A 21,651-nucleotide genomic window follows, 5' to 3' on the forward strand; every position below is an offset into this window, starting at 1 on the left:
TTTATGAAAACTAGATATGCCGTATTTATAACTTGTATGATGTATGTTCTTTCGACCCATGCCCAGCAAATAGAATGGTTTTCATCTACAAATGAAAGCCGCTGGCAACAGGAAAAGAAAGTAAAAATAGAAAACAAAAGGTCGGATGTAAAATATGATATTGAAATAAGTGATGATAAAGCTCAGCTTTTCGAAGGATTCGGGGGATGCTTCAATGAAATGGGCTGGGATGCATTGATGGCTCTCGACGAAACGGAAAGGAACAAAATTACAGATGATCTGTTTAGCCCCAAAGGAGCAAATTTCAATTATAACCGTATGCCTATGGGCGCGAGCGATTACGGGCTAAATTTTTATTCATTTAACGATGTTGCAGATGATCTGAAAATGATCAATTTCAATATAAACCGTGACCGGTATATTTTGATTCCATTTATAAGAACTGCTCAAAAAGCTAATCCGAACTTCCGTATCTGGGGATCGCCATGGTCTCCTCCTGCATGGATGAAAACAAATAACCACTATGCCTCCAACATATATGAAAATGAGAAAGACCTCAACGGCCTTCCGCGTGAAAGAATACTGGAACTACCTACTACAGGATTTAAAATGCAAAAAGGTTATTTAGAAGCTTATGCTCTTTACTTTGTAAAATATATTCAGGCATATGCAAAAGAAGGAATCAAAGTAGAGGCGGTACATGTACAGAACGAACCTTGTTCCAATCATAAGTTCCCGAGTTGTACATGGCGACCCGAAGATATAGCATATTTTATCGGTGAGTTTCTGGGACCAAAGTTCGAGCAAGAGAAAGTAGATGCGGATATATATTTTGGAACTATAAACAGAAATAATCCTGACTATACACGTGCTGCACTCAAAGATGAGAAGGCAGCCAAATATATAAAAGGAGTAGGCTTTCAATGGGATGGTAAATATGCAATTCCAACTATACACAAAGAATACCCTCATTTAAAACTTATGCAGACCGAATCTGAGTGTGGAAACGGAGAAAACAATTGGGGCTCGGCAGAATATACATGGGGGCTGATAAGTCATTATCTCCGCAACGGAGCCAACACTTATGCTTATTGGAACATGGTACTCGACCATACAGGAGTAAGTACATGGGGCTGGAAGCAAAATACTCTCATTTCTGTAAACAAAGAAACTAAAGAAGTAACTTATAATCCGGAATATTACATAATGAAACATGTTTCCCATTATGTTATGCCGGGAGCATATCGTCTGGAAGCAAGCGAGGGGAATGATCATCTGGCCTTTTTGAATCCGGACGGTAAAATCATAATTATTGCTGTGAACAGAGATGATACAGATAAAAAAATAGCGGTAAGCGTGAAAGATAAAGCTATAAATATAAACCTTAAAGCTAAATCATTCAATACGTTTGCATTATCCATAAATTAATAATAAGATTAAAAAAGATGAAGAAATCAATTTTATTTGTAGGACTCTTTTTGGTATTTTCATTAACGAGCATAGCACAAAAAGTATATAAGGATATGAATGCCCCTATGCATGACCGGATTCTGGACTTGCTGTCGCAATTGACTCCTGATGAAAAAATAGATTTGCTTATTGCCAATTCCAACGGAGTTCCACGGCTTGGCATCGATAAATATTATCACGGAAATGAAGCCTTACATGGAATCGTCCGCCCCGGTAAATTTACTGTATTCCCACAGGCAATTGGTTTAGCCAGTACATGGAACACCGAATTAATGCTTAAAGTTTCTACTGCTATATCGGATGAAGCAAGAGCCAGATGGAATGAACTGGAGTTGGGTAAAAAGCAAAACAATACATCCAGCGACCTCTTAACTTTTTGGTCTCCGACAATAAATATGGCACGTGACCCACGTTGGGGACGCACTCCCGAAACATATGGTGAAGACCCATTTCTGACAGGTGAACTGGGATTGGCTTTTGTAAAAGGTCTACAGGGAGATCATCCCCGTTATCTGAAAACCGTATCTACACCGAAGCATTTTGCAGCTAATAATGAAGAACATAACAGGGCGAGTTGTAACGCAATAATCAGCGAACGCGATCTGCGCGAATATTATCTTCCGGCTTTCGAGAAATGTATTGTAGACGGGAAAGCACAATCTATCATGACAGCATACAATGCAGTTAATGGCGTACCATGCACGGTAAATACTTATCTGATAAAGAAAGTACTGCGCGGAGATTGGGGCTTCAAAGGATATGTCGTGTCAGACTGTAGCGCTCCCGATTGGATGATTACGCAACATAAGTATGTGAAGACTCATGAGGCAGCGGCAACACTGGCAATAAAAGCCGGACTGGATATAGAATGTGGAGATAATGTATATAAGAATGGATTGAAGAATGCGTACAAACAATATATGGTAAGCGATGCGGATATCGATTCGGCCGCCTATCATGTGCTTCGTGGACGTATGCTGCTGGGCTTGTTTGATGATCCTGCAAAAAATCCCTATAATAATATAGACCCTTCGAAGGTCGGATGCAAAGAACATCAGGAATTAGCATTGGAAACAGCGCGCCAGAGTATCGTTTTGCTTAAAAATGAAAAGAGCTTCTTACCTATAAATCCGAACAAAGTAAAATCGATAGCCGTTGTAGGTATTAATGCTGCAAATTACGAGTTTGGTGATTACAGCGGGGAGCCTAAAAATGCTCCTGTTTCTATTCTCGAAGGTATTCAGGCAAGAGTGGGGAATAAAGTAAAAATCGTACATGCACCTTGGGTATCGAGTGTATCGGGATACGAACTTATATCGAAAAGTTTTTTCCCGAACGGATTGAAGGGAGAATATTACTCAAATAAAGATTTCAATGGTACGCCGGCAGTAAGGACAGATGAAAATATTGATTATAATCCTGAAAACAGACCGCCTGATCCATTCTTGCCTAAAGCCCCCACATCAATAAGATGGACAGGTGATCTGCAACCGACCGTATCGGGCGAATATACTCTCAGTCTGGAAACTGACGATGGTTGCCGCCTCTATTTAGACGGAAAGAAGCTCATAGATTCATGGGTAGAACGTAGTGCCCAAGCGGACAAAGTGATTGTTAATCTCGAAGCGGGTAAAAAGTATAAGCTTCAGGTAGATTACTTCGATGGTGGAGGTCAGTCCCTAGCCCGTTTATACTGGAAAGCTCCGAATATTGACAGTCGTGCACGTCTGGATTTGTTTGGCGATGCAGGAAAAGCAGCTAAAGAATGCGATCTGACAATTGCTGTACTTGGAATAAATAAATCGCTTGAGCGGGAAGGTCAGGACAGATATACGCTGGAGCTGCCGATAGATCAGCAAGAGTTCATAAAAGAGATTTATAAAGTGAATCCAAAAACAGTTGTTGTATTAGTTGCCGGAAGCTCAATGGCGATTAATTGGATAGATAGTAATATACCGGCAATAATAGATGCATGGTATCCGGGAGAACAGGGAGGCAATGCTGTAGCGGAAGTCCTGTTTGGCGACTATAATCCTGCCGGACGATTGCCTCTGACATTCTATAATTCACTGGACGAACTCGCTCCGTTCGATGATTACAATGTAAAAAATGGCCGTACTTATCAATATTTTACAGGAAAACCATTGTATGAATTTGGTTACGGGCTAAGCTATACTCAGTTCAAATATAGCAACATGAAGGTTACACAGGATAATCAGAATATCCAAGTTAACTTCAAAATAGCAAATACAGGCAAATATGACGGAGATGAAGTTGCCCAACTATATGTGCAATATCCGGAAACAGGAACATATATGCCGCTAAAACAACTGAAAGGTTTTAAAAGAATATCCATAAAGAAAGGAAAGACGGAAAACGTTACCATTACGGTTCCTAAGAAAGAATTACGTTATTGGGACAATAAAACAGAATCTTTTGTGACTCCAAACGGGGAATACCTGATTCAGGTAGGATCTTCTTCTCAAAAGATAAATCTCAAAGAAGCCATAAGATTGTAAATAAGGTCACGGCAGTATTAACCGTGACAAATAAACAGAAAGAGTCTTATAATTATAAGACTCTTTTTTTATTTCATAATAAGATTGAACATAACAGTTTTCTCATTTTACCCTCTAGCCTATCAGATATATTCTCATGTATGAATCATATTATCTACGCTATACTCAATATTTTCCCTTTATAATACGAAAGGATAAAGAAAAATCGTAAAACAAAGAATCCGGATATTATTTTGAATAAAATAAATCCGGATTTTTTATAAAAATATTATGGAATCAAAATTTCAATTCTTTTTCCAGAGTTTTTCCATATCTTCCAATGTTTTGCCTTTAGTTTCAGGTAGGCGTTTCCATACAAATAAAGCTGCAAGTATCGCTAATGCACCATATACCCAATAAGAGAAGCCATGATTAAAGGCGCTGACAAGCGTTTCGTTTTTATCCATAATAGGAAATGTCCACGAAATGAGGAAGTTTGATACCCATTGTGCAGCGACAGCGATAGACATTACACTGGAGCGTACCGAATTGGGGAATATCTCTGACAACATCACCCAGCAAACAGGCCCCCATGACATGGCAAAACCAGCTGTATAGGTTAGCATGAATACAAGCTTCAAACCTCCGGGTAAACCCTGGGAAAAAGAAGTACCCAGTCCCAGCATAGATACAGCCATCACTAAAGCTCCTGTAATAAGTAATGGTTTGCGGCCAAACTTATCTACTGTCATAATTGCCAAAACGGTAAACGATAAGTTGATAATACCTACGATTATGGTCTGCAATAATGCGGAATCCGTTCCCGAACCCATACTCTTAAATATTTCAGGGGCATAGTAAAGAACGACATTGATACCGACAAACTGTTGGAATGCTGATAGCAATACTCCTGTAATTATAATCAGGAAGCCGTAAGATTTTATAGGCACATATAATGCTATAATAAAGCTGGCAATCATTGATATTTCCAAAGCACTGGAGACCCCGGCTAATGAAAGTGAAATTATTCCTACAACAAACAGTATCAACCACGTCATCATAAAACGATAATATGGTTTCAACGATACCTTTTCTTCTTTATCGAAACTTTGCTGTATTTCTACTATCTCTTGCTGGGCCATCGATTTACCTACTAATTTTGTTAGAATTCCTTCTGCCTGAGCAACACGGCCTTTCATCACAAGCCATCTTGGAGTTTCAGGAGCGATGAATAATAGAAGGAAAAATATTACTGACGGAATGGCCAATGAGGCAAACATCCATCTCCAGCCTGTTGCATGCAACCACTCTGTATCTCCTTGCTTTGCAATAAAATAATTCACAAAGTATACAACGAGCATACCGAATATAATGGCAAACTGGTTTAACCCGACAAGGCTTCCGCGCTTGGCTGGAGGAGCTATTTCAGCAATATACATAGGGGAAACCATAGAGGCTATTCCAACCCCTATACCACCGATTATTCGATAAAACACAAAGTGATAGACAAAAGAATGATCTCCGGCCGACGGCATGCGAAACCCGATTTCGGGCCAAGCAGAACCTACCGCAGCTAATAAGAATAGAATGGCAGCTGCAAACAATGCTTTTTTACGTCCAAAAGTCTGGCTTATCCAGCCTGCCATTGCAGCACCGAATATACAGCCTATCAATGCACTGCTTATTACAAAACCCTCCATAGCATTGGCTTCATTCAGCGATAAGCCCATCGGCTCTATAAAGAAATGCCGCAGGGATTCTACTGTTCCGGATATAACAGCCGTATCATATCCGAACAATAATCCTCCGAGAGTAGCTATCAGGGTTAATTTTAGTGTATAAGATTTACTTACTTCGTTATTCATGGTTTCTTAGTTACAGGTTACGAGTTACAGGTTACGAGTTACAGGTTAATAGCTTGTAACTCGTAACAGCCCGAAAAGGCGAAGTAACTTGTAACTGGGTTTTAAATATACATATTTACAATAGCTTCATAAAGCTCTTGTTTACCGCTTATTTGTTGAGGTTCTCCTACTTTATGAGCTATAGTGCGCAGGTCTTCAAGTGTGAGTTTCCCATCTTCGAATGCTTTGCCGTCACCACTATCGAATGAGGCATAACGGGTCTGACGCATTTTCTTGTAATCCGAATTTTCAAGAATATCTGCAGCAATTAAGAGACCACGTGCAAATACGTCCATACCGGAGATATGAGCAATGAATAAATCATCCCTATCTGTAGAGTTACGGCGAATCTTAGCATCGAAGTTAACACCTCCGTTTCCTACCCCTCCGGCAGGAAGCATCACTAACCATGCCTGCGCAAGGTTGTACAGGTCAATAGGGAACTGGTCTGTATCCCATCCGTTTTGATAATCGCCGCGGTTAGCATCGATACTGCCCAATAATCCTGCGTCGACAGCAGCCTGCAATTCATGTTCGAATGTATGGCCGGCAAGTGTAGCATGATTTACCTCTATATTTACCTTAAAGTCCTTTTCAAGACCATAATTTTTCAGGAATCCTATTACCGTTTCAGTATCATAGTCATATTGATGCTTGGTCGGTTCCATAGGCTTAGGCTCTATAAGGAACGTGCCTGTAAATCCTTGCTTGCGGGCATAATCGCGAGACATGGAAAGGAATTGGGCTAAGTGGTCTTTCTCACGTTTCATATCTGTATTAAGTAAGCTCATATAACCTTCGCGGCCGCCCCAGAATACGTAATTTGCACCTCCAAGGGCAATAGTTGCATCGATAGCATTTTTTACCTGAGTACCGGCACAGGCTACTACATCAAAATCAGGGTTTGTAGAAGCTCCATTCATATAACGCTCGTGTCCGAATACGTTAGCTGTGCCCCAAAGTAATTTTATACCGGAAGCTGCCTGTTTTTCTTTTGCATATTCTACGATAGTTTGCAAGTTCTTTTCATATTCAGCCCAGTTGCTGCCCGAATCTACCAGATCTACATCATGGAAGCAATAGAATGGAATTCCCATTTTAGTCATGAATTCGAATGCTGCATCCATTTTGTATTTTGCCCGGGTGATAGCATCGTTGCCGATATTCCATGGATGATGAATTGTCGGACCACCAAATGGGTCACCGCCATTTGCACACAATGTATGCCAATAAGCCATAGCGAAACGCATCCAGTCTTTCATAGTCTTACCCATTACCACTTTGTTCTCGTCATAGAAACGGTAAGCCATTGGATTTTTACTTTCTTTACCTTCAAATTTGATTTTTCCGATACCCGGGAAAAATTCTTTTGTACCTTTTAAAATTTCCATAATTATAACTCTTATTTATAATGATTAATATAACCTTTAAAATTTATATCAAGTTGTATTGACTGCCTGTTAGCTTTTTGCCGTTGGCACATGGAACGTATTAAGTGACTTAGGTTTCATATCCACAGAAAACATTTGTTCTCCGATTTTCACATTCAACGTTTTCAGCTTATCATTCTCATTTGCCACAATTACTATTGTTGAATTATCAGGATTAACAAAAGCCAGCAAATTCTCATACGCACCTTCGGTTTTCAACCTTTTAGCCCCCGGTTTTACGAAATGGCTGAATTGTTTCATGAGGTAATATTCGGGGTTATACTTATAAGTCTTGTTAACCTGATCGACTGATATCAATGAGTTTTGTGCCCATTTCCAACGACTGTTTGCCGGATCTTTGTCCAATGATATATTCCAATACATATAGGCAGATATACCATTATTAAAGTAATGTTTCATCAGATTCCATGTATAAAAGCAATATTCCCATGAGTTTTGCCCGTTACCGCATTCGCTTTCGGTCTGCATCAGTTTCATATCCGGATATGTTTCATGTATCTTGGAAATAGCCTCTTTTCCTGCCCATTGGAAACCAATTTCCGAGATATACTCCCCGCTCTTATTATTCATAATGGTATCGACCAACAGATGATTAGGCCGTTCCATTGTTCCGAACATTACACGCACACCAATCTCTTTCATCTGAGGCCCCAGATAATCTCCAATAAATGTACTTAATGCGTCAGCAGTCCATGTACATGAAGGAAATATCTGGCATGAATTGAACTCATTCTGTGGTGCAACCATTTCAATATTGATACCTTCTTCTTTATATGCCTCCAAGAATTTTTTGAAATACAATGTATAAGCTTTGAAATATTCCGGCTCCTGAATAAATAAATTTGTACCTTCTGTATCTGTTGTGGGGCTTCCTTTCAGGTCGTTTACATCCGGACTTGGTTTGCATGCGTAATGTTTCGTATATTTCATCCATGTTGGCGGACACCATGGTGATGCCCACACTCTGAGATTCGGGTTTACTTTCTGTGCAGCTTTGATATAAGGAATTAGTGTTTCCTTATCATTTGCTATGGAGAAATTTTTCATTTCGAAGTCACCTGCCGTTTCATTGTACGAATACCAGTCACGAGAGAAGTCATTTGCCCCTATCGGCATGCGGCACCATGTGAAGTTCATCCCTTCTTCACTAAACAGATCTTTTATTACTGCATCCCTGTCTGCATCATTTAACGCAGAGATTGTTACCCACCCCAGCTCATTGAGACATCCTCCAAAACCATCCACTGTTTGTAATGTCTGGTCTGTTAAAATTGTTACTTCAGTAGCGCCATCTGCTTTTACCATCGTAAGAGACGGATTCTCAACAAAACAGGAGGTGTGGGTAGTACTCACCCACTTTACCATTTGGGGCGAGTGTGAACATGAGGCCGATAATAAAATAATTACGGCTAAATAAAGTTGTTTTTTCATAGAATTAGGTTATTTATTTACGACTAAGGTCTTCCATTTTTCATATGCCTCTCTATATTTATCTTTCTTATTATTCTCTGGCTCAGTTACCCCTAATTTCTCAAGTGATGCGAAAGCTTCCTGTGGACTCGAATATAATCCGATACCGATTCCTGCTCCTTTTGCTGCACCAGCCGCACCGTCTGTATTATACAGTTCAATCGTAACATCGCTGACACTAGCCAATGTTTGAGCAAATACCGGACTTAGAAACATGTTGGCGTATCCGGCTTTCACTGTACGGATATTCATTCCCATTTCACGCATAATCTCCATTCCATACTCGTAGGAGAAGACGATGCCTTCCTGTGCAGCTCGCAGGATATCTTTTTTATCGTGTATATTGAAGTTGATGCCGTGAATAGAGCAGCTTACTTCTTTGTTTTCTAATACCCGTTCCGCTCCGTTGCCGAATGGGACGATACTTATTCCTTTCGAACCTATAGGCGACTGTGCAGCCAGATTATTCATATCATTATAGGATAATCCTTCCAAAGCCAGATTACGCTTTAACCAAGAATTGAGAATACCCGTGCCGTTAATGCACAGCAAAACTCCTAAACGGATTTGTTCCGGAGTATAATTAACATGTGCAAACGTATTTACACGGGATAATTTATCGTAGTTGAGTTGGTCTAATACCCCGTATACTACCCCCGATGTTCCTGCTGTGGAGGCTATTTCTCCCGGCTCAAATACATTGAGAGATAAAGCATTATTTGGCTGGTCTCCGGCACGATACGAAACTGGGGTACCTTCTTTCAATCCTAATTCTTTAGCAGCCTCTGATGATACATACCCTTGGATACCGAATATCGGTTTTATTTCAGGAAAGAAGCTTTTCGGTATTCCATAATAATTGAGTACATCTTCGGATAAAGTATTCGTTTTGAAATCCCAGAACATGCCTTCCGACATACCTTCTATAGTAACAACTATATCTCCTGTCAGCTTCATACCAATATAATCGCCCGGAAGCATCAATTTATCAATCTTTTCATAAATGTGAGGCTCATTCTCCTTAACCCATGCCAGTTTAGATGCAGTAAAATTCCCCGGAGAATTTAACAAATGGTTTAAACATTTCTCTTCTCCAATAGACTTAAAGGCTTTCTCTCCATAAGGGACAGCACGACTATCGCACCATATGATAGAGTCACGCAGTATATTTTTATGTTTGTCAACCAATACCAGACCATGCATTTGCCATGTTATACCGATTGCCTGAATATCATCGGATTTTACTCCTGACTTTTGCATTACTGATTGATGCGCCAGTTTGAGATTTGCCCACCAATCGGCCGGATTTTGCTCAGCCCATCCTGATTTTACAGCCTTGATAGTCATTTCTTCTTTCGGAAAGAAGTCTGAAGCAACTATTTTTCCATTATCGGCGTTTACCAAGCAGGCCTTTACAGAAGAGCTGCCTATATCGTATCCAAGTAAATACATAATATTCAGAGTTATGTGTTATATGTTAGCTTTAAATTTATTTCTAGCTTTTTTATCAAATTTGTAATAACGGGCAGCCCGATGCGATACATTTTTTTGTTTTTCATCCAACTGAACTACATAGGGCATGGCTGCAACTTTTTTATGAAAATTGCGTATATCAATTTGCTTATCATATATAGCTTCATACAAGCGGTGTAGCTGACTGATCGTAAATTTATTAGGCAAGAGTTCGAAAACGATGGAAGGGTCATACTCTATCCATCGGCGTATTTCGATCAGCGACTTTTTTACTATTTTATTATGGTCGAAAGGCATCTTTGGCATTTCGTTCAGAGGGCACCACTTTGTCTGTTTATATTTTGAAACATTATTCAATTTCCGGTCTATTTTACAGAGCGATAAATAAGCGACTGTAATCAGGCGATTTATATTAGGTTGATACTCTTTGTCTAGCCATTTCACATCTTCAGGCTTGCTTGCCCTGTCGGGAGAAGCAAAGCACCGAAATTGCCGAAGAGACATTTTCTTAATACCTGTCAACTCAAAAAGGACACGATTGGCTGCATCGTCAACATCTTCTTCATTGTAGATTAAGCTTCCTGGTAATTTCAAATCTTTCGCATTAACTTCATTTTTCCTGACTAAAAGAATATTCAATTGTTCATCATCAAAACCGAATACGACACAATCGACTGAAACATAGGTATGGATAAACTGGTTTTTCATAGCTGGCACTCTGAATACTTATTGTATTTGATACAAATATAGATATTCAGAATAATCCCCCAATACATTTAACAATATATTTTTAGTTAAATAATTGTATTACAATGTTTTATATTTCATATATTATACAATAAGATAAAACTATAATAGATAAGTTTAATAATCTCTAAAACCGCTATATAAAACGGTTTCTAGAAATTATACAAATAAATAAAATACTAAAACTATATATGTTAAATTCTACAAGAAGTAGGCGAGTATTTTATATGATACGGAGAGGACATAAAGTAAAATTTAAAAGTTTATCACATCAAAACCTCAGAATTAAAATGAGTTTCGTTGAGCATTCTGTTCTCTAACCCAATTTTAGAGTTGATTTATGTGTTGAGAAGATGGACCGTCAAGCCATAAGTTTTTTTTGTAAAAACTCATTGCATACAATCAGTTTATTAATAACATACCCTGAAGAACGTCCTCGAAGTTGATGGTACATATTGTTTACTGTGACTCGATTCAGTTATAAATTCGGGAGTCTTTTTTGCCCCACATAAAGACCTAAAACGACCCTGATTTTATCATACAAAAATGACTGTTAATCACTAATTCTAAGAAAGTATAACTTAAATATCCATTTAAATAATCTTAAACCATAAAATATTATTATATTTGTTTTTATTTAGTATGATTCTAACACAACTTTATGACTACCTAATTTGAAACTAAACTACAATACCCTCTTTAATAAAGGGCTATGAATAATTAACACCTTATAACAGACAATAAAAACTAACTTCTAAAATCCAACCTCTAATTTCTTAGATTATGAACGAATATGTAACAACGGGAGCCATAATGACCTGTACCAATGGGGCTGCACCCGTCCAACTATTAGTTACAGCCAATACATTGTTTTCCGTACAGGGGAATATGGTAGCTACCACATCCGATAAAGCCCCGATAAATAATATTCCGTCTTTTGGTGCTTGTGCCGCAAAAAATGGTTCATCTTGTGTACCCTCTACAATGACATGGACAGGTTTTTTGGCCTCCGTGCAAATACCCGGAGGTAATCCCTTATTGAAAACATCCATGATTATGTGTTCCTGTGGCGGATGTATAAAGTTTCAAAATTCGGGACAGATTAAACCGAATAAATTAGTTACCATTCCTAATAGCCTACAAATTGAAACGTTGAAACGGGCGGCACAAAATGCAACTCCGTTTTGTGAGGAATGCGAAAAGAAAAAACAAGAAAAGAAAAAGGAAATAACACGCATTTTTTGGGTGGATGAAGAGGGCGACCAAAGGACTTTGTCGGAATTACCATGTGGGAAAGAGATTACTTTATGTGTAGAAACAAAGGGGGTGAGTGAAGGGGAAATCATCAATATAGAGCTTAACGACAAGGACGGACGTATATACAAAGGCGAAAAAGAAACATTGAAATTCAGTGCCACTGTGGAATCAGACAATACAGCATATATAGATGCTGTAAAATTAGAATACGAATAAATATATTTAGTACATGGAAAATATAACAACTGTTATAGCAACATTGGATTCTGACGGTGATGTCACCAAAGAGAACGAAACCCCTAATATGATTCCGGAGGTTTTGGATGCCTATTTTACTTATCAGACAAGTAAAGAAAAGAAACCCCTAATCAAAAAAAAGGCTAAGTCTAAAACAAAGACAGAAACACAATCAACAGAACCCGCAGAAGAAAAATCAAAATATGAATATACCTTCACTAAAATAGATAGATCTAATGTTTCAGCAAATTTTCATATTGTGGTTGAATCGAAAAACATTGCTGATAAGAAGATAAAAATTTCGCTTTGTTCAGTATCCGAAAAAGTGTTGTCGGAAATAGATGCTACCGTAACTTTATTGTATGGTGAGGAGGAATTAAGTGAAAAGGAATTAGACGTTGAAAATTATTATGCTGACGAGTCCGTATACAATAAAGACGATTTCAAAGACAAAACAATTTTCGAAGTTACATTAAGCCCCAAAAGCGATGAAGATAAGAAGAAATGGATCGATGCAATAGCAAATTCAACAAGCAAAAAAGCATCCCTATATATAAAAGTAGAGGTTTTGGATTTGGATAATGTGGTATATAAAGGTAAAGGTGATAGAAATAAATGCTTTTTATATGAAAAACCGTTTGAATTATATGTATGCCATTGCGATAGAAAGATAGGTGCCGGAGAATTAAGTTACATCATATATAAATTAAGTGGTGGAGAAACATCTAGTTTATTTGCAGGTTATAATTCTAAGATAAAAAAATCAGACAGAACTTATGAACGTTTAGCGGAGGAAATGAATGCGGTATTTGAGAAATATGAGATCAATACCTGTAATCGAAAAGCGCATTTCTTAGCACAATCTTATGCTGAAACGGGATTCAGCACAGCCACTGAATTTGCCGGAGGGAAAGACTATGAATTAGCGAACTGGGAAGCTGAGAAAAAGAAATTGGAAGATAATATATCCGACATAGACACCTTGAAACCAAAGATTGATAAAATATTGACAGACTTACAAAAAACGGCTTTGGATGAAAAAAAATCTCAATTAGATGAGATATCAGCTAAGATAACATCTGATATTAAACTTACTAAAGAACAAGAAGAAACAGTCAATAAATACAAAGCTATTTTTGAAACTAAATGGAAACCACAGTTAGATGAAAAAGCTACAAAGCAATATACTACTAAAGAAGCCTATACGGACGCTCTTAATGGAAACAGTGGTAAAAAAATAAGGGGAGCAATCCCTCGAATTAAAACAATTAAGGACAGTAAAAATTTGGAAATAGGAGATGGCCCTCGCTATAAAGGAAAAGGCGTAATTCAAATAACATGGAGGGCGACTTACGAAGATTATTTTAAATATATTAAAACTAAAGACCCGATACCGGATTCTGTAAAAGATAAAACAGTAGAACAAATACTAAGTCGTAAAGAAGATGATATGTCTCAGTTGTTAGGTTCCGACCTATTTTATGCAATAGATTCCGCGGGATGGTTTTGGAATGAATATAAAAAAGGATACAAACTTGCCGAAACGGCCGATTATGACGGGGACACAATCGCGCCGGAGAATCCATATAAAGGGAAAAAAACGATCGAAAAAATTTCACGAATAGTTAATGGAGGAACGTATCATTTAAAGGAGAGAACCAATAATTACAATATGTTAAGAAACGATCTTTTTAAGATTAAGACTAATTGTAGTAAACGGGATGAAATAAAATAAAACTTCAAAATTCATTATGAAAAAAGCATATCTTATCATATCCTTCTTATTTTGCTTGACTACCATTTATGCGCAAAGTAAAATGTCATTAATACTGAAAGATTTGGATGGGGACTCAAAAACAGATAGTATATATATTGAAAATTCGGCTGTCGTTTGTTGTCTTTCGAGCCAAGGGTATAAAAGAATAATCGGTCCTGAAGTTTATAACAACGAAAATTCTTTTCCAAAGAGTTCATTATCCGAATGGGAGCAAGGATTTGGATTGGATGAGAATGATATGAGATATGGTTTTTCATACGGATACACCTATGATAGCCTCGCTAAAAGAATAAGATTGATTGCACAATCCCATTATTCTTACGGAAATGCTTTTAATGACGGTAGCGGCGAAGGTGGACTAAATTTGCTTACGGGTGAATATCAGGGACATTGGCATTATTATGATCAAGTGAGAGATACGTTAATTAGCGTATCTGTAAATGAAGTTATTCCCGTACCACCTATCTATTTTGACGGAGAACACACATGGGATTATATAGACGAAGAAGCCGCTTTGATCGAAAAGCAGCAATCAATTACCAGGGCAGAGATAGACGGAGCAGTTCCACGAACAAGCAAATGGCTTTCACAAGAAGATAAAGATAGAAGTGAGTGGTTTAATAAGATTGCCGAAGAGCACGAATTAGAGTATTTTTTCATAAGATTGACAAGTACAAAAAGCATCAATGACAAATATGCGGAATTTGAGAGTATACAAGTATTTGAAAAAAAAAGTCGGAAATTTATACAAGAGTTAATAATACGGGATTACCAGTATCCATGGATTGATTTATGTATACGGACAGGTGACTATAATTTCGACAGATGGCAAGACTTTTCTTTGTATGGCCTTTTTCCCGATGATGAAAAGTGGAGTATTTATTTTTTGCATGATTCGGTGAAACAGGTATTTTTTGAAAGCGACTTAAATACAATCGAAGATTGTAATAACACAAATAAAAAAGCTAATAAGGATTAATAACATTTTATGATTATGGGCGAGTGGATATTACCGGAAGTAAAACAAGAAATTGAGGCACGCCAGGCGTCACGTAAGTTGAACCAAGAGCAAGAAGTGATAGAAAGTCGGATATCAGTTTCGCCTAACTATGTATTAATTGATGGTGCTTTGTGGGAAGATGATTTGTATATCGCAAAACAAAAGAATATACTATACCGCTCCTTATATAGGGGAACAATGAGTGAACAATTGGATAGCATAGCACCTTACCTTTTTAGTTTAGAACAGAACGGCGAATTTGAAAAATGGATAAAAGAGCAAGACCCGATAAAACGGCGTGTTACATGGATACATTCATCGTCAAATATTGATGCATTGAGAAAACACCTGCGGCGGTTCTTACGGATGAAAACGGAGCTAGGCAGTTATATTTATTTTAGATTCTATGACCCTTATGTTATCGACTACACACTGCCATGTTTCACCCGGGAGCAGTTAATGGAGTTTTTTAAAGAAATAAATTATATACGGGTACAAGATACAAGAGCTGACGAGGATACTGTTTTTTATATTTTAGAAGCCGCCGGATTACAAATCGACAGGAAAGCACTATGTGGACAATAACTGACACCCAAATGAAAGCCATGGCACAAGCGGTACGTGAAAAATTCGAACGGATAGTACTGGTCGCCATACGAAGAAGCGGTTCGGCTACTCTGCCGGTTGCCGAGTGGCCGGCACTTGTAAAAGCAAAAACCGATGAAGCCTTAAGTTGTGGGTTTAAAAAAGATGATACATTGGTTGCTTACCTTGTACTCTGTTCCCGATATGAACTTTTGCGACAACAAACACCGGATAAAGAGTTAAGAAACATATTGTATAACACACACTATACGGCACAGCAAAAATTAATCCGCTTCGAAGAATATGTGCGAATTTATGGTTAAAGGTAAAAAAGAAAAATTATGGAAGAAAATGACGAAATTGTTTGCCCTTGTCAGCAACAATCGCAAAATACGCAAGCAGAACCGGTAGAGGATACTGAAACGGAAGAAACTACCCCGCGGTATGCCATCATTCACCTGACCAATGAAATAATGACATCTGTTAAGATGACTTATACCAAGCATACTGCAGCCACAGCTCCTACCGGAACGGTATTCTATAAGAAGATAGATTATATTCCTATTTCTGCAGCCGAACGAAATGATACGGCATTGGAAAAGCATACAACAACCGATGGCAATACATTTACTAAGCACACAGATGATACCTTACAGGATGATGAAGTATATTATAAGAAGCTAAAAAAATATGTACCGCTGGAAGGCACTACCACAGAAACAAGGTACACCACTACGAACGGAGAGACATACAATGCTGTGGCAGCCAGCGATACGGGAGCAACTACCTATTACATACAACAGGACGATGAAAGATATGAACGATTTACCGATAAAGAATTAGCTGATAGAACCCGGCAAACCTATACGGAAACAATAGCTGACGATGGCCAAATCACTTATACACTTGCTGCATCCGGCAAAACGGGTACTCACCTTAAGGAAGAGACATACCGTTTGGCAACCGAGACCGACGAAGGTCCTTTTTATAAAAAAGATTTTGTGGCAGCGCCTGCGGGCACGTTGGGTAGCCATGCAAGGGTCGAAAATGAATACAAACCGCTTGGAGAATTAACTAACGAGCAATTAAAGACTGCTCACCTTGGTACTCTGCCCACCTACACCAAAGACAGCTATGTGGCGGCCGAAGATAATTATACCGGTGAAAAATATATGATGCAAGTAGAATATGCTTCTTTGACACATAATGAAAAAATTATACGAACAAAGCACAAGTATACAAGAAATGTGAATGCAGATACAGCTCCTGATACAGGAAAGCGAAATCAAGCAACACTTACAGATGTAGAAATAAATGGAAATATCTATCGTCGACAAAATATGGCCGGGAATAGTAGTACAGCTATAACATTCCCTGTCTTTCGGGCATACTACTATACCGGAAATACGGAAGAAGCAGTAAAGCAGCTATTAGAAACGGATATTTTAAATGGGAATCATAGTAATGCAAATAAAATTCTTCCTTTTGGCATTGCAAGGCATACTGGCGGTGGTACGAATAGTAATTTAACCTATTATGAGGGAGGTAACTGCATTCCACCCAATGAACAAAACGATCAACCGCTATATTATAGACTTTGTTTTGTAGAAGCATCTGATACAAAGGGAATAAAGACATGGCGTTATCGCATAGTTTTACCGCCTGTAGCCGAAAGTAGTTCTTCGCCTGCCTGTAGTCATCATGCAACAATGAGCAGTATGATCACAATCAAACAACGTACAATTACTATAGATGGGACATCCTATAGTTGTCCTCAACGCACATCATGTTCTTTCGATCCATATAAATCAAAGGATATGTTAGGATGTCAGGGCTTTAGAAAATATGACGGAACAAACCTTGTTAGTATTACACCAAAGCGCGAGGCCTTTTTTAAGTTGGATAAAAAACTGGAAGAGATTATGCCTGAACTTAAAGGAGTGCAAGGCAGACGAGATTTCACTAATACTAGTGAATACAATTCGAATAGCGATGCTCATTTGGTCGACCCAAACATAAGTGCGACCGATGAATATGAGGTTTTCATGAAAATTGACCCTTTGCCGGAAATACATACAAAGCCATATAAAAAATGGGAACGACTAAAACGCTACAAAAAAATTATCAAAGACTTTGAATTTGAAAATTACATTACTCCAGAATATTGTGAAAAAACTTTTTCGGTTCATGTCAATAATGCTTCGCGCCCTAAATACCTTTCGGCAGATGTAGCGTGGTCCGAAATATACAGCAAAGGACGAACAACCGATCCTCCTACAAATACCGATTTGACTGATAGGCATTGTTTAACCTGTCAAAATCAAACAGTCAACCGAACTTCGACTTTTCCTCATATCGAAGGACATGAGCTGCAGAATAGCACATTAGCCCGTTTTTTGGATGAAATACGAATGGTAGACTATAATGTGGAAAAAGAAAATGCATCATGAAAACGATTAAAAAAATTATTATATTAATACTTATAATAACTTGGACTATACAAGTTATTGCGCAAACAAAACAAGATACCGTTATGAGAAATTGGGCCTTTAAGCAATATGAAAACCCTGAAACATTACTAGATGAAGAAGGCTACGAAGATGAATTGGGCCAGCGACAGGGAGAATGGTACGTTTATCTTCATAAAGGGAGAGTGCCTTACCGAAAAGGCACTTATAAAGATGGGGTTAGGCACGGAATATGGTTTTCGTTAAAACCAGATGGAAAACCTCGCACAGAAGGAACTGGATGGGTAAATGGCGTTACTTTTACTCAAATATATTACGACGTATTTCATAAGCAACTCCAGGAAGAAAGATGGGAAAATGAGAAAAGACAAATTTCCGGAATTTATAAATCCTATTTTGGCACCGGCGATTTAGAATGCGTGGGTAATTACAATTGTAACAAAAAAGTAGGCCATTGGGCTTGGTATTACCCCACCAAAATGCAAATTTATATAAATAGCGAAGAGAAAGAATACCTTGGTTACCCCTCAAATAATTGGGGTGGTTTCTCCCCATTATACAATGAATGGAATGCAGCACAACAACTTTTACCATACGCAGACAGAGACGGCATCGTATACTGTGAAGGCGAATATGTAAACAACTACCCCGAAGGTGTGTGGACATGGTATCGCCCCACGGGCGAAAAATGGTTTGAGCGTACTTACCGTGAAGGACGAAAACACGGCACATGGCGTGGATGGAATAAAGATGAAACGCTATATGGTGAAGCTGAATACAACGATGGGAAACTGTCTGGTAGCGGTACTTTTTATTTTAATGGGAATACCACGACCTATAAACTCTTGGGCAAGATATGCCAACATATTACAAACTTGGAGGGTATTGATTCTATAATATGGCTTCCCAACGAAGAAAGGATGGACGATAAGCAACAGTGGGAAAATGCAATATGGCACCCCGGCGATTATAATAAAATTAGAAATTTAGCCGATAGTGGCTCCATAATTCGCCCCTACTACATGGAATCACTTTGTGACCATTGGCTTAGCTGTATGCGGAATCAAATAAGCGAAGACAAAAAGGAAAATATACGGCAACTTAACATCATGCAATCTTGCATAGAATATCTGAACAATACATACAATGTAAAAGTACCCCTTCGTTTCCTGCAAAATTTATTTTATGCTGGTGAGAATGATTATTACATTCCATTTGTAGGACACAATGTTGCCAATTATTTTTTCCTTAAGTCGAATCATAAATGGGATACGCTATTTTACAAAGAAGAGTATGATTTGACCCACAAGGGTCCTAAAGACTTTTTAGATATTGCACTGGTAAATAGATGGCCTATGCCCGATATGGTAGAATATTTGATAATGATGGGAACAAAAGTAGAAAAGCGCCACCTCGAAACAATCGATAACTTAAGGAAAAGCATACAAGCCGACTTGGATTACTATGCCGATAAAAGCATTGATCATAGTGATGAACCCGGAAGTGATTTCAACCAAAAGAATGTCAATGATTGTAATAAAATCATCAAAATGTTTGAAAAAGAATTGAAAAAGAGGAATTAGCATAAAAATGGGTTTATGTATATTGTTTATTTACGTTGTTACTTACGCTGTTATTTACAAGTGGAAAATCCCAGTAAAAATGCCCCTTTGTACCGATTAAAAGTGGTCAGGGATTCCTGCTGAAAGTGACCCCTTAAAAAAGGGCAAAAAGTATCGAACCTAAGTCGGCATACTCTATTGACTTGATAAACAATATGGATTATTATCTTCGAGATGCTAAAGTAGAGGTAAAATGTAAGCTGATAAGTTCGATTTTTCCAAAAAAATCACATTTGATGGAAAAACATATCGAACCAATTCTTTGAATAAGGTATTAGATTTAATCTATCAGCAAACCAATGAATTACGATATAATAAAAATGGAAAAAGCTCAAATAATTTGAACTTTTCCCACCTAGTACCCAGAGCCGGGATCGAACCGGCATGGAAGTGAATCCACTGGTGTTTGAGACCAGCGCGTCTACCAATTCCGCCATCTGGGCGTGTGAGGTGCAAAAGTACATAATATTTTGAAAATCCAAACAGACTTCTTAACTTTTTTCAAAAAGAATTGCTTATTTCCCAATCTCTATTGTTATTATTTGTTTTGTTGTTATCTTAGTAAGATGTAACTTTGCATAAATTCTGAAATAACATGAATAATAAGAACAACTACTGTGTAATAATGAGTGGCGGTATTGGGAGCCGTTTTTGGCCCTTTAGCCGGGAGGCGCGCCCAAAACAATTTCTCGATTTCTTTGGCACAGGCCGTTCACTGCTTCAGATGACAGTGGATCGGTTTAAAAAGATATTGCCTATTGAGAACATATTCATCGTAACGAATGCGGAATACGCTCATATGGTTAAGGAAGAACTCCCTGAGTTGAATTCCAAGCAGATATTACTCGAACCAATGCGTAGAAATACAGCACCATGTATCGCTTTCGCTACTTATCATATCAACTCATTCAATGCTAATGCGAATATTGTAGTTGCTCCGTCCGACCATTTAATATTAAAAGAAGATGATTTTCTTTCAATAATAGAAAACGCTTTTGCTTTCGTTGAAAAGCACAATACTTTGTTGACCTTAGGCATCCGCCCTAGCCGTCCGGAAACCGGATATGGTTATATTCAAATGAGTGAAGAAAAGCTGGACGATGTGACTAAAGTAAAGGTGTTTACAGAGAAACCTAATCTGGAACTGGCAAAAGTATTTTATGAAAGCGGAGAATTTCTTTGGAATTCAGGAATATTTGTTTGGAATAACAAAACAATACTAGAGGCATTTCATCAATATCTACCGGAAATCACTAACCGTTTTGATCAGGGCTTAGACAAATTTGGAACTGACAAGGAAAAAGCATTTATCGATGAAAATTTCCCTTTCTGCCCTAATATCTCTATAGACTATGGCGTAATGGAAAAAGCCATGAATGTATATGTACAGGCTGCTGATTTCGGTTGGTCCGATTTGGGAACATGGGGGTCTCTGTACGAGATTTCGGATAAAGATGAAAATTCCAATGCAACATTAATTTCAAATACGCTTTTCTATGATAGTTCGGAAAATGTCGTAACCCTTCCTGCAGGTAAATTAGCCGTAATACAAGGATTGGAAGGATACATTATAGCAGAAGCCGATGGCGTTCTTTTAATCTGCAAGAAAGATGACGAACAACGCATCAAGCAATTTGTCGCAGACGTAAAACTGAAATACGGAGAAAAATATATTTAAAATCAAATAAATAC

The 21,651-nt window shown here is 38.1% G+C and carries 15 protein-coding genes, 1 tRNA gene and 1 pseudogene; 11 read left to right on the forward strand and 6 right to left on the reverse strand.

Features of this window, described 5'->3' with window-relative positions; all coding sequences use genetic code 11:
• The first annotated feature begins 3 nt into the window (after positions 1-3).
• Both K348_RS0110375 and K348_RS0110380 read left to right on the forward strand, forming a co-directional pair.
• Positions 4-1,428 carry a glycoside hydrolase family 30 beta sandwich domain-containing protein gene (locus K348_RS0110375; RefSeq protein WP_029904899.1) on the forward strand — a complete coding sequence of 475 codons (1,425 nt, stop codon included), beginning with the start codon at positions 4-6 and terminating at the stop codon, positions 1,426-1,428.
• A 17-nt stretch (positions 1,429-1,445) separates the two neighbouring features.
• The gene (locus K348_RS0110380; RefSeq protein ID WP_029904900.1) at positions 1,446-3,989 is read left to right on the forward strand and encodes a glycoside hydrolase family 3 protein; all 2,544 of its coding nucleotides are present in this window, start codon (positions 1,446-1,448) and stop codon (positions 3,987-3,989) included.
• A 284-nt stretch (positions 3,990-4,273) separates the two neighbouring features.
• Here K348_RS0110380 and xylE read toward each other — a convergent pair whose 3' ends face one another.
• From xylE to K348_RS0110405, 5 genes are all read right to left on the reverse strand, one after another.
• Entirely contained in the window at positions 4,274-5,833 is a 1,560-nt protein-coding gene (xylE, locus tag K348_RS0110385; protein WP_029904901.1) for a D-xylose transporter XylE, read from the reverse strand.
• Between the two features lie 101 nt (positions 5,834-5,934).
• Positions 5,935-7,263: a xylose isomerase gene (gene xylA, locus K348_RS0110390; protein ID WP_029904902.1), complete on the reverse strand. Its 1,329-nt coding sequence runs from the start codon at positions 7,261-7,263 to the stop codon at positions 5,935-5,937.
• Between the two features lie 69 nt (positions 7,264-7,332).
• Positions 7,333-8,754 (reverse strand): glycoside hydrolase family 30 beta sandwich domain-containing protein, encoded by a 1,422-nt coding sequence (locus tag K348_RS0110395; protein WP_029904903.1) that lies wholly within the window; start codon positions 8,752-8,754, stop codon positions 7,333-7,335.
• A 9-nt stretch (positions 8,755-8,763) separates the two neighbouring features.
• Positions 8,764-10,245: a xylulokinase gene (locus K348_RS0110400; RefSeq protein ID WP_029904904.1), complete on the reverse strand. Its 1,482-nt coding sequence runs from the start codon at positions 10,243-10,245 to the stop codon at positions 8,764-8,766.
• An 18-nt stretch (positions 10,246-10,263) separates the two neighbouring features.
• The gene (locus K348_RS0110405; RefSeq protein ID WP_029904905.1) at positions 10,264-10,974 is read right to left on the reverse strand and encodes an NUDIX domain-containing protein; all 711 of its coding nucleotides are present in this window, start codon (positions 10,972-10,974) and stop codon (positions 10,264-10,266) included.
• A gap of 822 nt (positions 10,975-11,796) precedes the next feature.
• Here K348_RS0110405 and K348_RS19030 point away from each other — a divergent pair.
• The 8 genes and pseudogenes from K348_RS19030 to K348_RS19395 form a co-directional block, all read left to right on the forward strand.
• On the forward strand, positions 11,797-12,486 hold the full coding sequence (locus K348_RS19030; protein ID WP_081852550.1) for a DUF4280 domain-containing protein: 690 nt from the start codon (positions 11,797-11,799) through the stop codon (positions 12,484-12,486).
• A 13-nt stretch (positions 12,487-12,499) separates the two neighbouring features.
• Positions 12,500-14,242: a hypothetical protein gene (locus K348_RS0110420; RefSeq protein ID WP_029904908.1), complete on the forward strand. Its 1,743-nt coding sequence runs from the start codon at positions 12,500-12,502 to the stop codon at positions 14,240-14,242.
• Positions 14,243-14,258: 16 nt separating this feature from the next.
• Positions 14,259-15,263 carry a hypothetical protein gene (locus K348_RS0110425; RefSeq protein ID WP_156032857.1) on the forward strand — a complete coding sequence of 335 codons (1,005 nt, stop codon included), beginning with the start codon at positions 14,259-14,261 and terminating at the stop codon, positions 15,261-15,263.
• Between the two features lie 15 nt (positions 15,264-15,278).
• Positions 15,279-15,869, forward strand: coding sequence for a DUF4123 domain-containing protein (locus K348_RS0110430; protein ID WP_029904910.1), 591 nt, complete (start codon positions 15,279-15,281; stop codon positions 15,867-15,869).
• A complete protein-coding gene (locus K348_RS0110435; RefSeq protein ID WP_029904911.1) occupies positions 15,857-16,192 on the forward strand; it encodes a hypothetical protein in 336 nt (111 codons plus the stop codon). The genes K348_RS0110430 and K348_RS0110435 overlap by 13 nt, the downstream gene beginning before the upstream one ends.
• Positions 16,193-16,210: 18 nt before the next feature.
• Positions 16,211-18,319: a hypothetical protein gene (locus tag K348_RS0110440; protein WP_029904912.1), complete on the forward strand. Its 2,109-nt coding sequence runs from the start codon at positions 16,211-16,213 to the stop codon at positions 18,317-18,319.
• A gap of 83 nt (positions 18,320-18,402) precedes the next feature.
• Complete coding sequence (locus K348_RS0110445; protein WP_156032858.1) at positions 18,403-19,920, forward strand: toxin-antitoxin system YwqK family antitoxin; 1,518 nt, start codon at positions 18,403-18,405, stop codon at positions 19,918-19,920.
• A gap of 149 nt (positions 19,921-20,069) precedes the next feature.
• A pseudogene (locus K348_RS19395) lies at positions 20,070-20,353 on the forward strand (recombinase family protein); the annotation flags it as partial.
• Here the strand turns inward: K348_RS19395 and K348_RS0110450 are convergent.
• A tRNA-Leu gene (locus K348_RS0110450) sits at positions 20,319-20,402 on the reverse strand. The pseudogene K348_RS19395 and the gene K348_RS0110450 sit on opposite strands and share 35 nt — an antisense overlap.
• A 152-nt stretch (positions 20,403-20,554) precedes the next feature.
• Between K348_RS0110450 and K348_RS0110455 the strand changes: the two genes are divergently transcribed.
• Complete coding sequence (locus K348_RS0110455) at positions 20,555-21,637, forward strand: mannose-1-phosphate guanylyltransferase (RefSeq protein ID WP_029904914.1); 1,083 nt, start codon at positions 20,555-20,557, stop codon at positions 21,635-21,637.
• Positions 21,638-21,651 lie beyond the last annotated feature (14 nt).

It is taken from the genome of Prevotella sp. 10(H) (genome assembly GCF_000711235.1).
In the GTDB taxonomy this organism is placed as follows: Bacteria; Bacteroidota; Bacteroidia; order Bacteroidales; family Dysgonomonadaceae; genus Dysgonomonas.

Coding starts and splice junctions, on each gene's coding strand:
- K348_RS0110375 (WP_029904899.1), top strand. CDS start 4: ATGAAAACTAGATATGCCGTATTTATAACTTGTATGATGTATGTTCTT.
- K348_RS0110380 (WP_029904900.1), top strand. CDS start 1,446: ATGAAGAAATCAATTTTATTTGTAGGACTCTTTTTGGTATTTTCATTA.
- xylE (WP_029904901.1), bottom strand. CDS start 5,833: ATGAATAACGAAGTAAGTAAATCTTATACACTAAAATTAACCCTGATA.
- xylA (WP_029904902.1), bottom strand. CDS start 7,263: ATGGAAATTTTAAAAGGTACAAAAGAATTTTTCCCGGGTATCGGAAAA.
- K348_RS0110395 (WP_029904903.1), bottom strand. CDS start 8,754: ATGAAAAAACAACTTTATTTAGCCGTAATTATTTTATTATCGGCCTCA.
- K348_RS0110400 (WP_029904904.1), bottom strand. CDS start 10,245: ATGTATTTACTTGGATACGATATAGGCAGCTCTTCTGTAAAGGCCTGC.
- K348_RS0110405 (WP_029904905.1), bottom strand. CDS start 10,974: ATGAAAAACCAGTTTATCCATACCTATGTTTCAGTCGATTGTGTCGTA.
- K348_RS19030 (WP_081852550.1), top strand. CDS start 11,797: ATGAACGAATATGTAACAACGGGAGCCATAATGACCTGTACCAATGGG.
- K348_RS0110420 (WP_029904908.1), top strand. CDS start 12,500: ATGGAAAATATAACAACTGTTATAGCAACATTGGATTCTGACGGTGAT.
- K348_RS0110425 (WP_156032857.1), top strand. CDS start 14,259: ATGAAAAAAGCATATCTTATCATATCCTTCTTATTTTGCTTGACTACC.
- K348_RS0110430 (WP_029904910.1), top strand. CDS start 15,279: ATGGGCGAGTGGATATTACCGGAAGTAAAACAAGAAATTGAGGCACGC.
- K348_RS0110435 (WP_029904911.1), top strand. CDS start 15,857: ATGTGGACAATAACTGACACCCAAATGAAAGCCATGGCACAAGCGGTA.
- K348_RS0110440 (WP_029904912.1), top strand. CDS start 16,211: ATGGAAGAAAATGACGAAATTGTTTGCCCTTGTCAGCAACAATCGCAA.
- K348_RS0110445 (WP_156032858.1), top strand. CDS start 18,403: ATGAGAAATTGGGCCTTTAAGCAATATGAAAACCCTGAAACATTACTA.
- K348_RS0110455 (WP_029904914.1), top strand. CDS start 20,555: ATGAATAATAAGAACAACTACTGTGTAATAATGAGTGGCGGTATTGGG.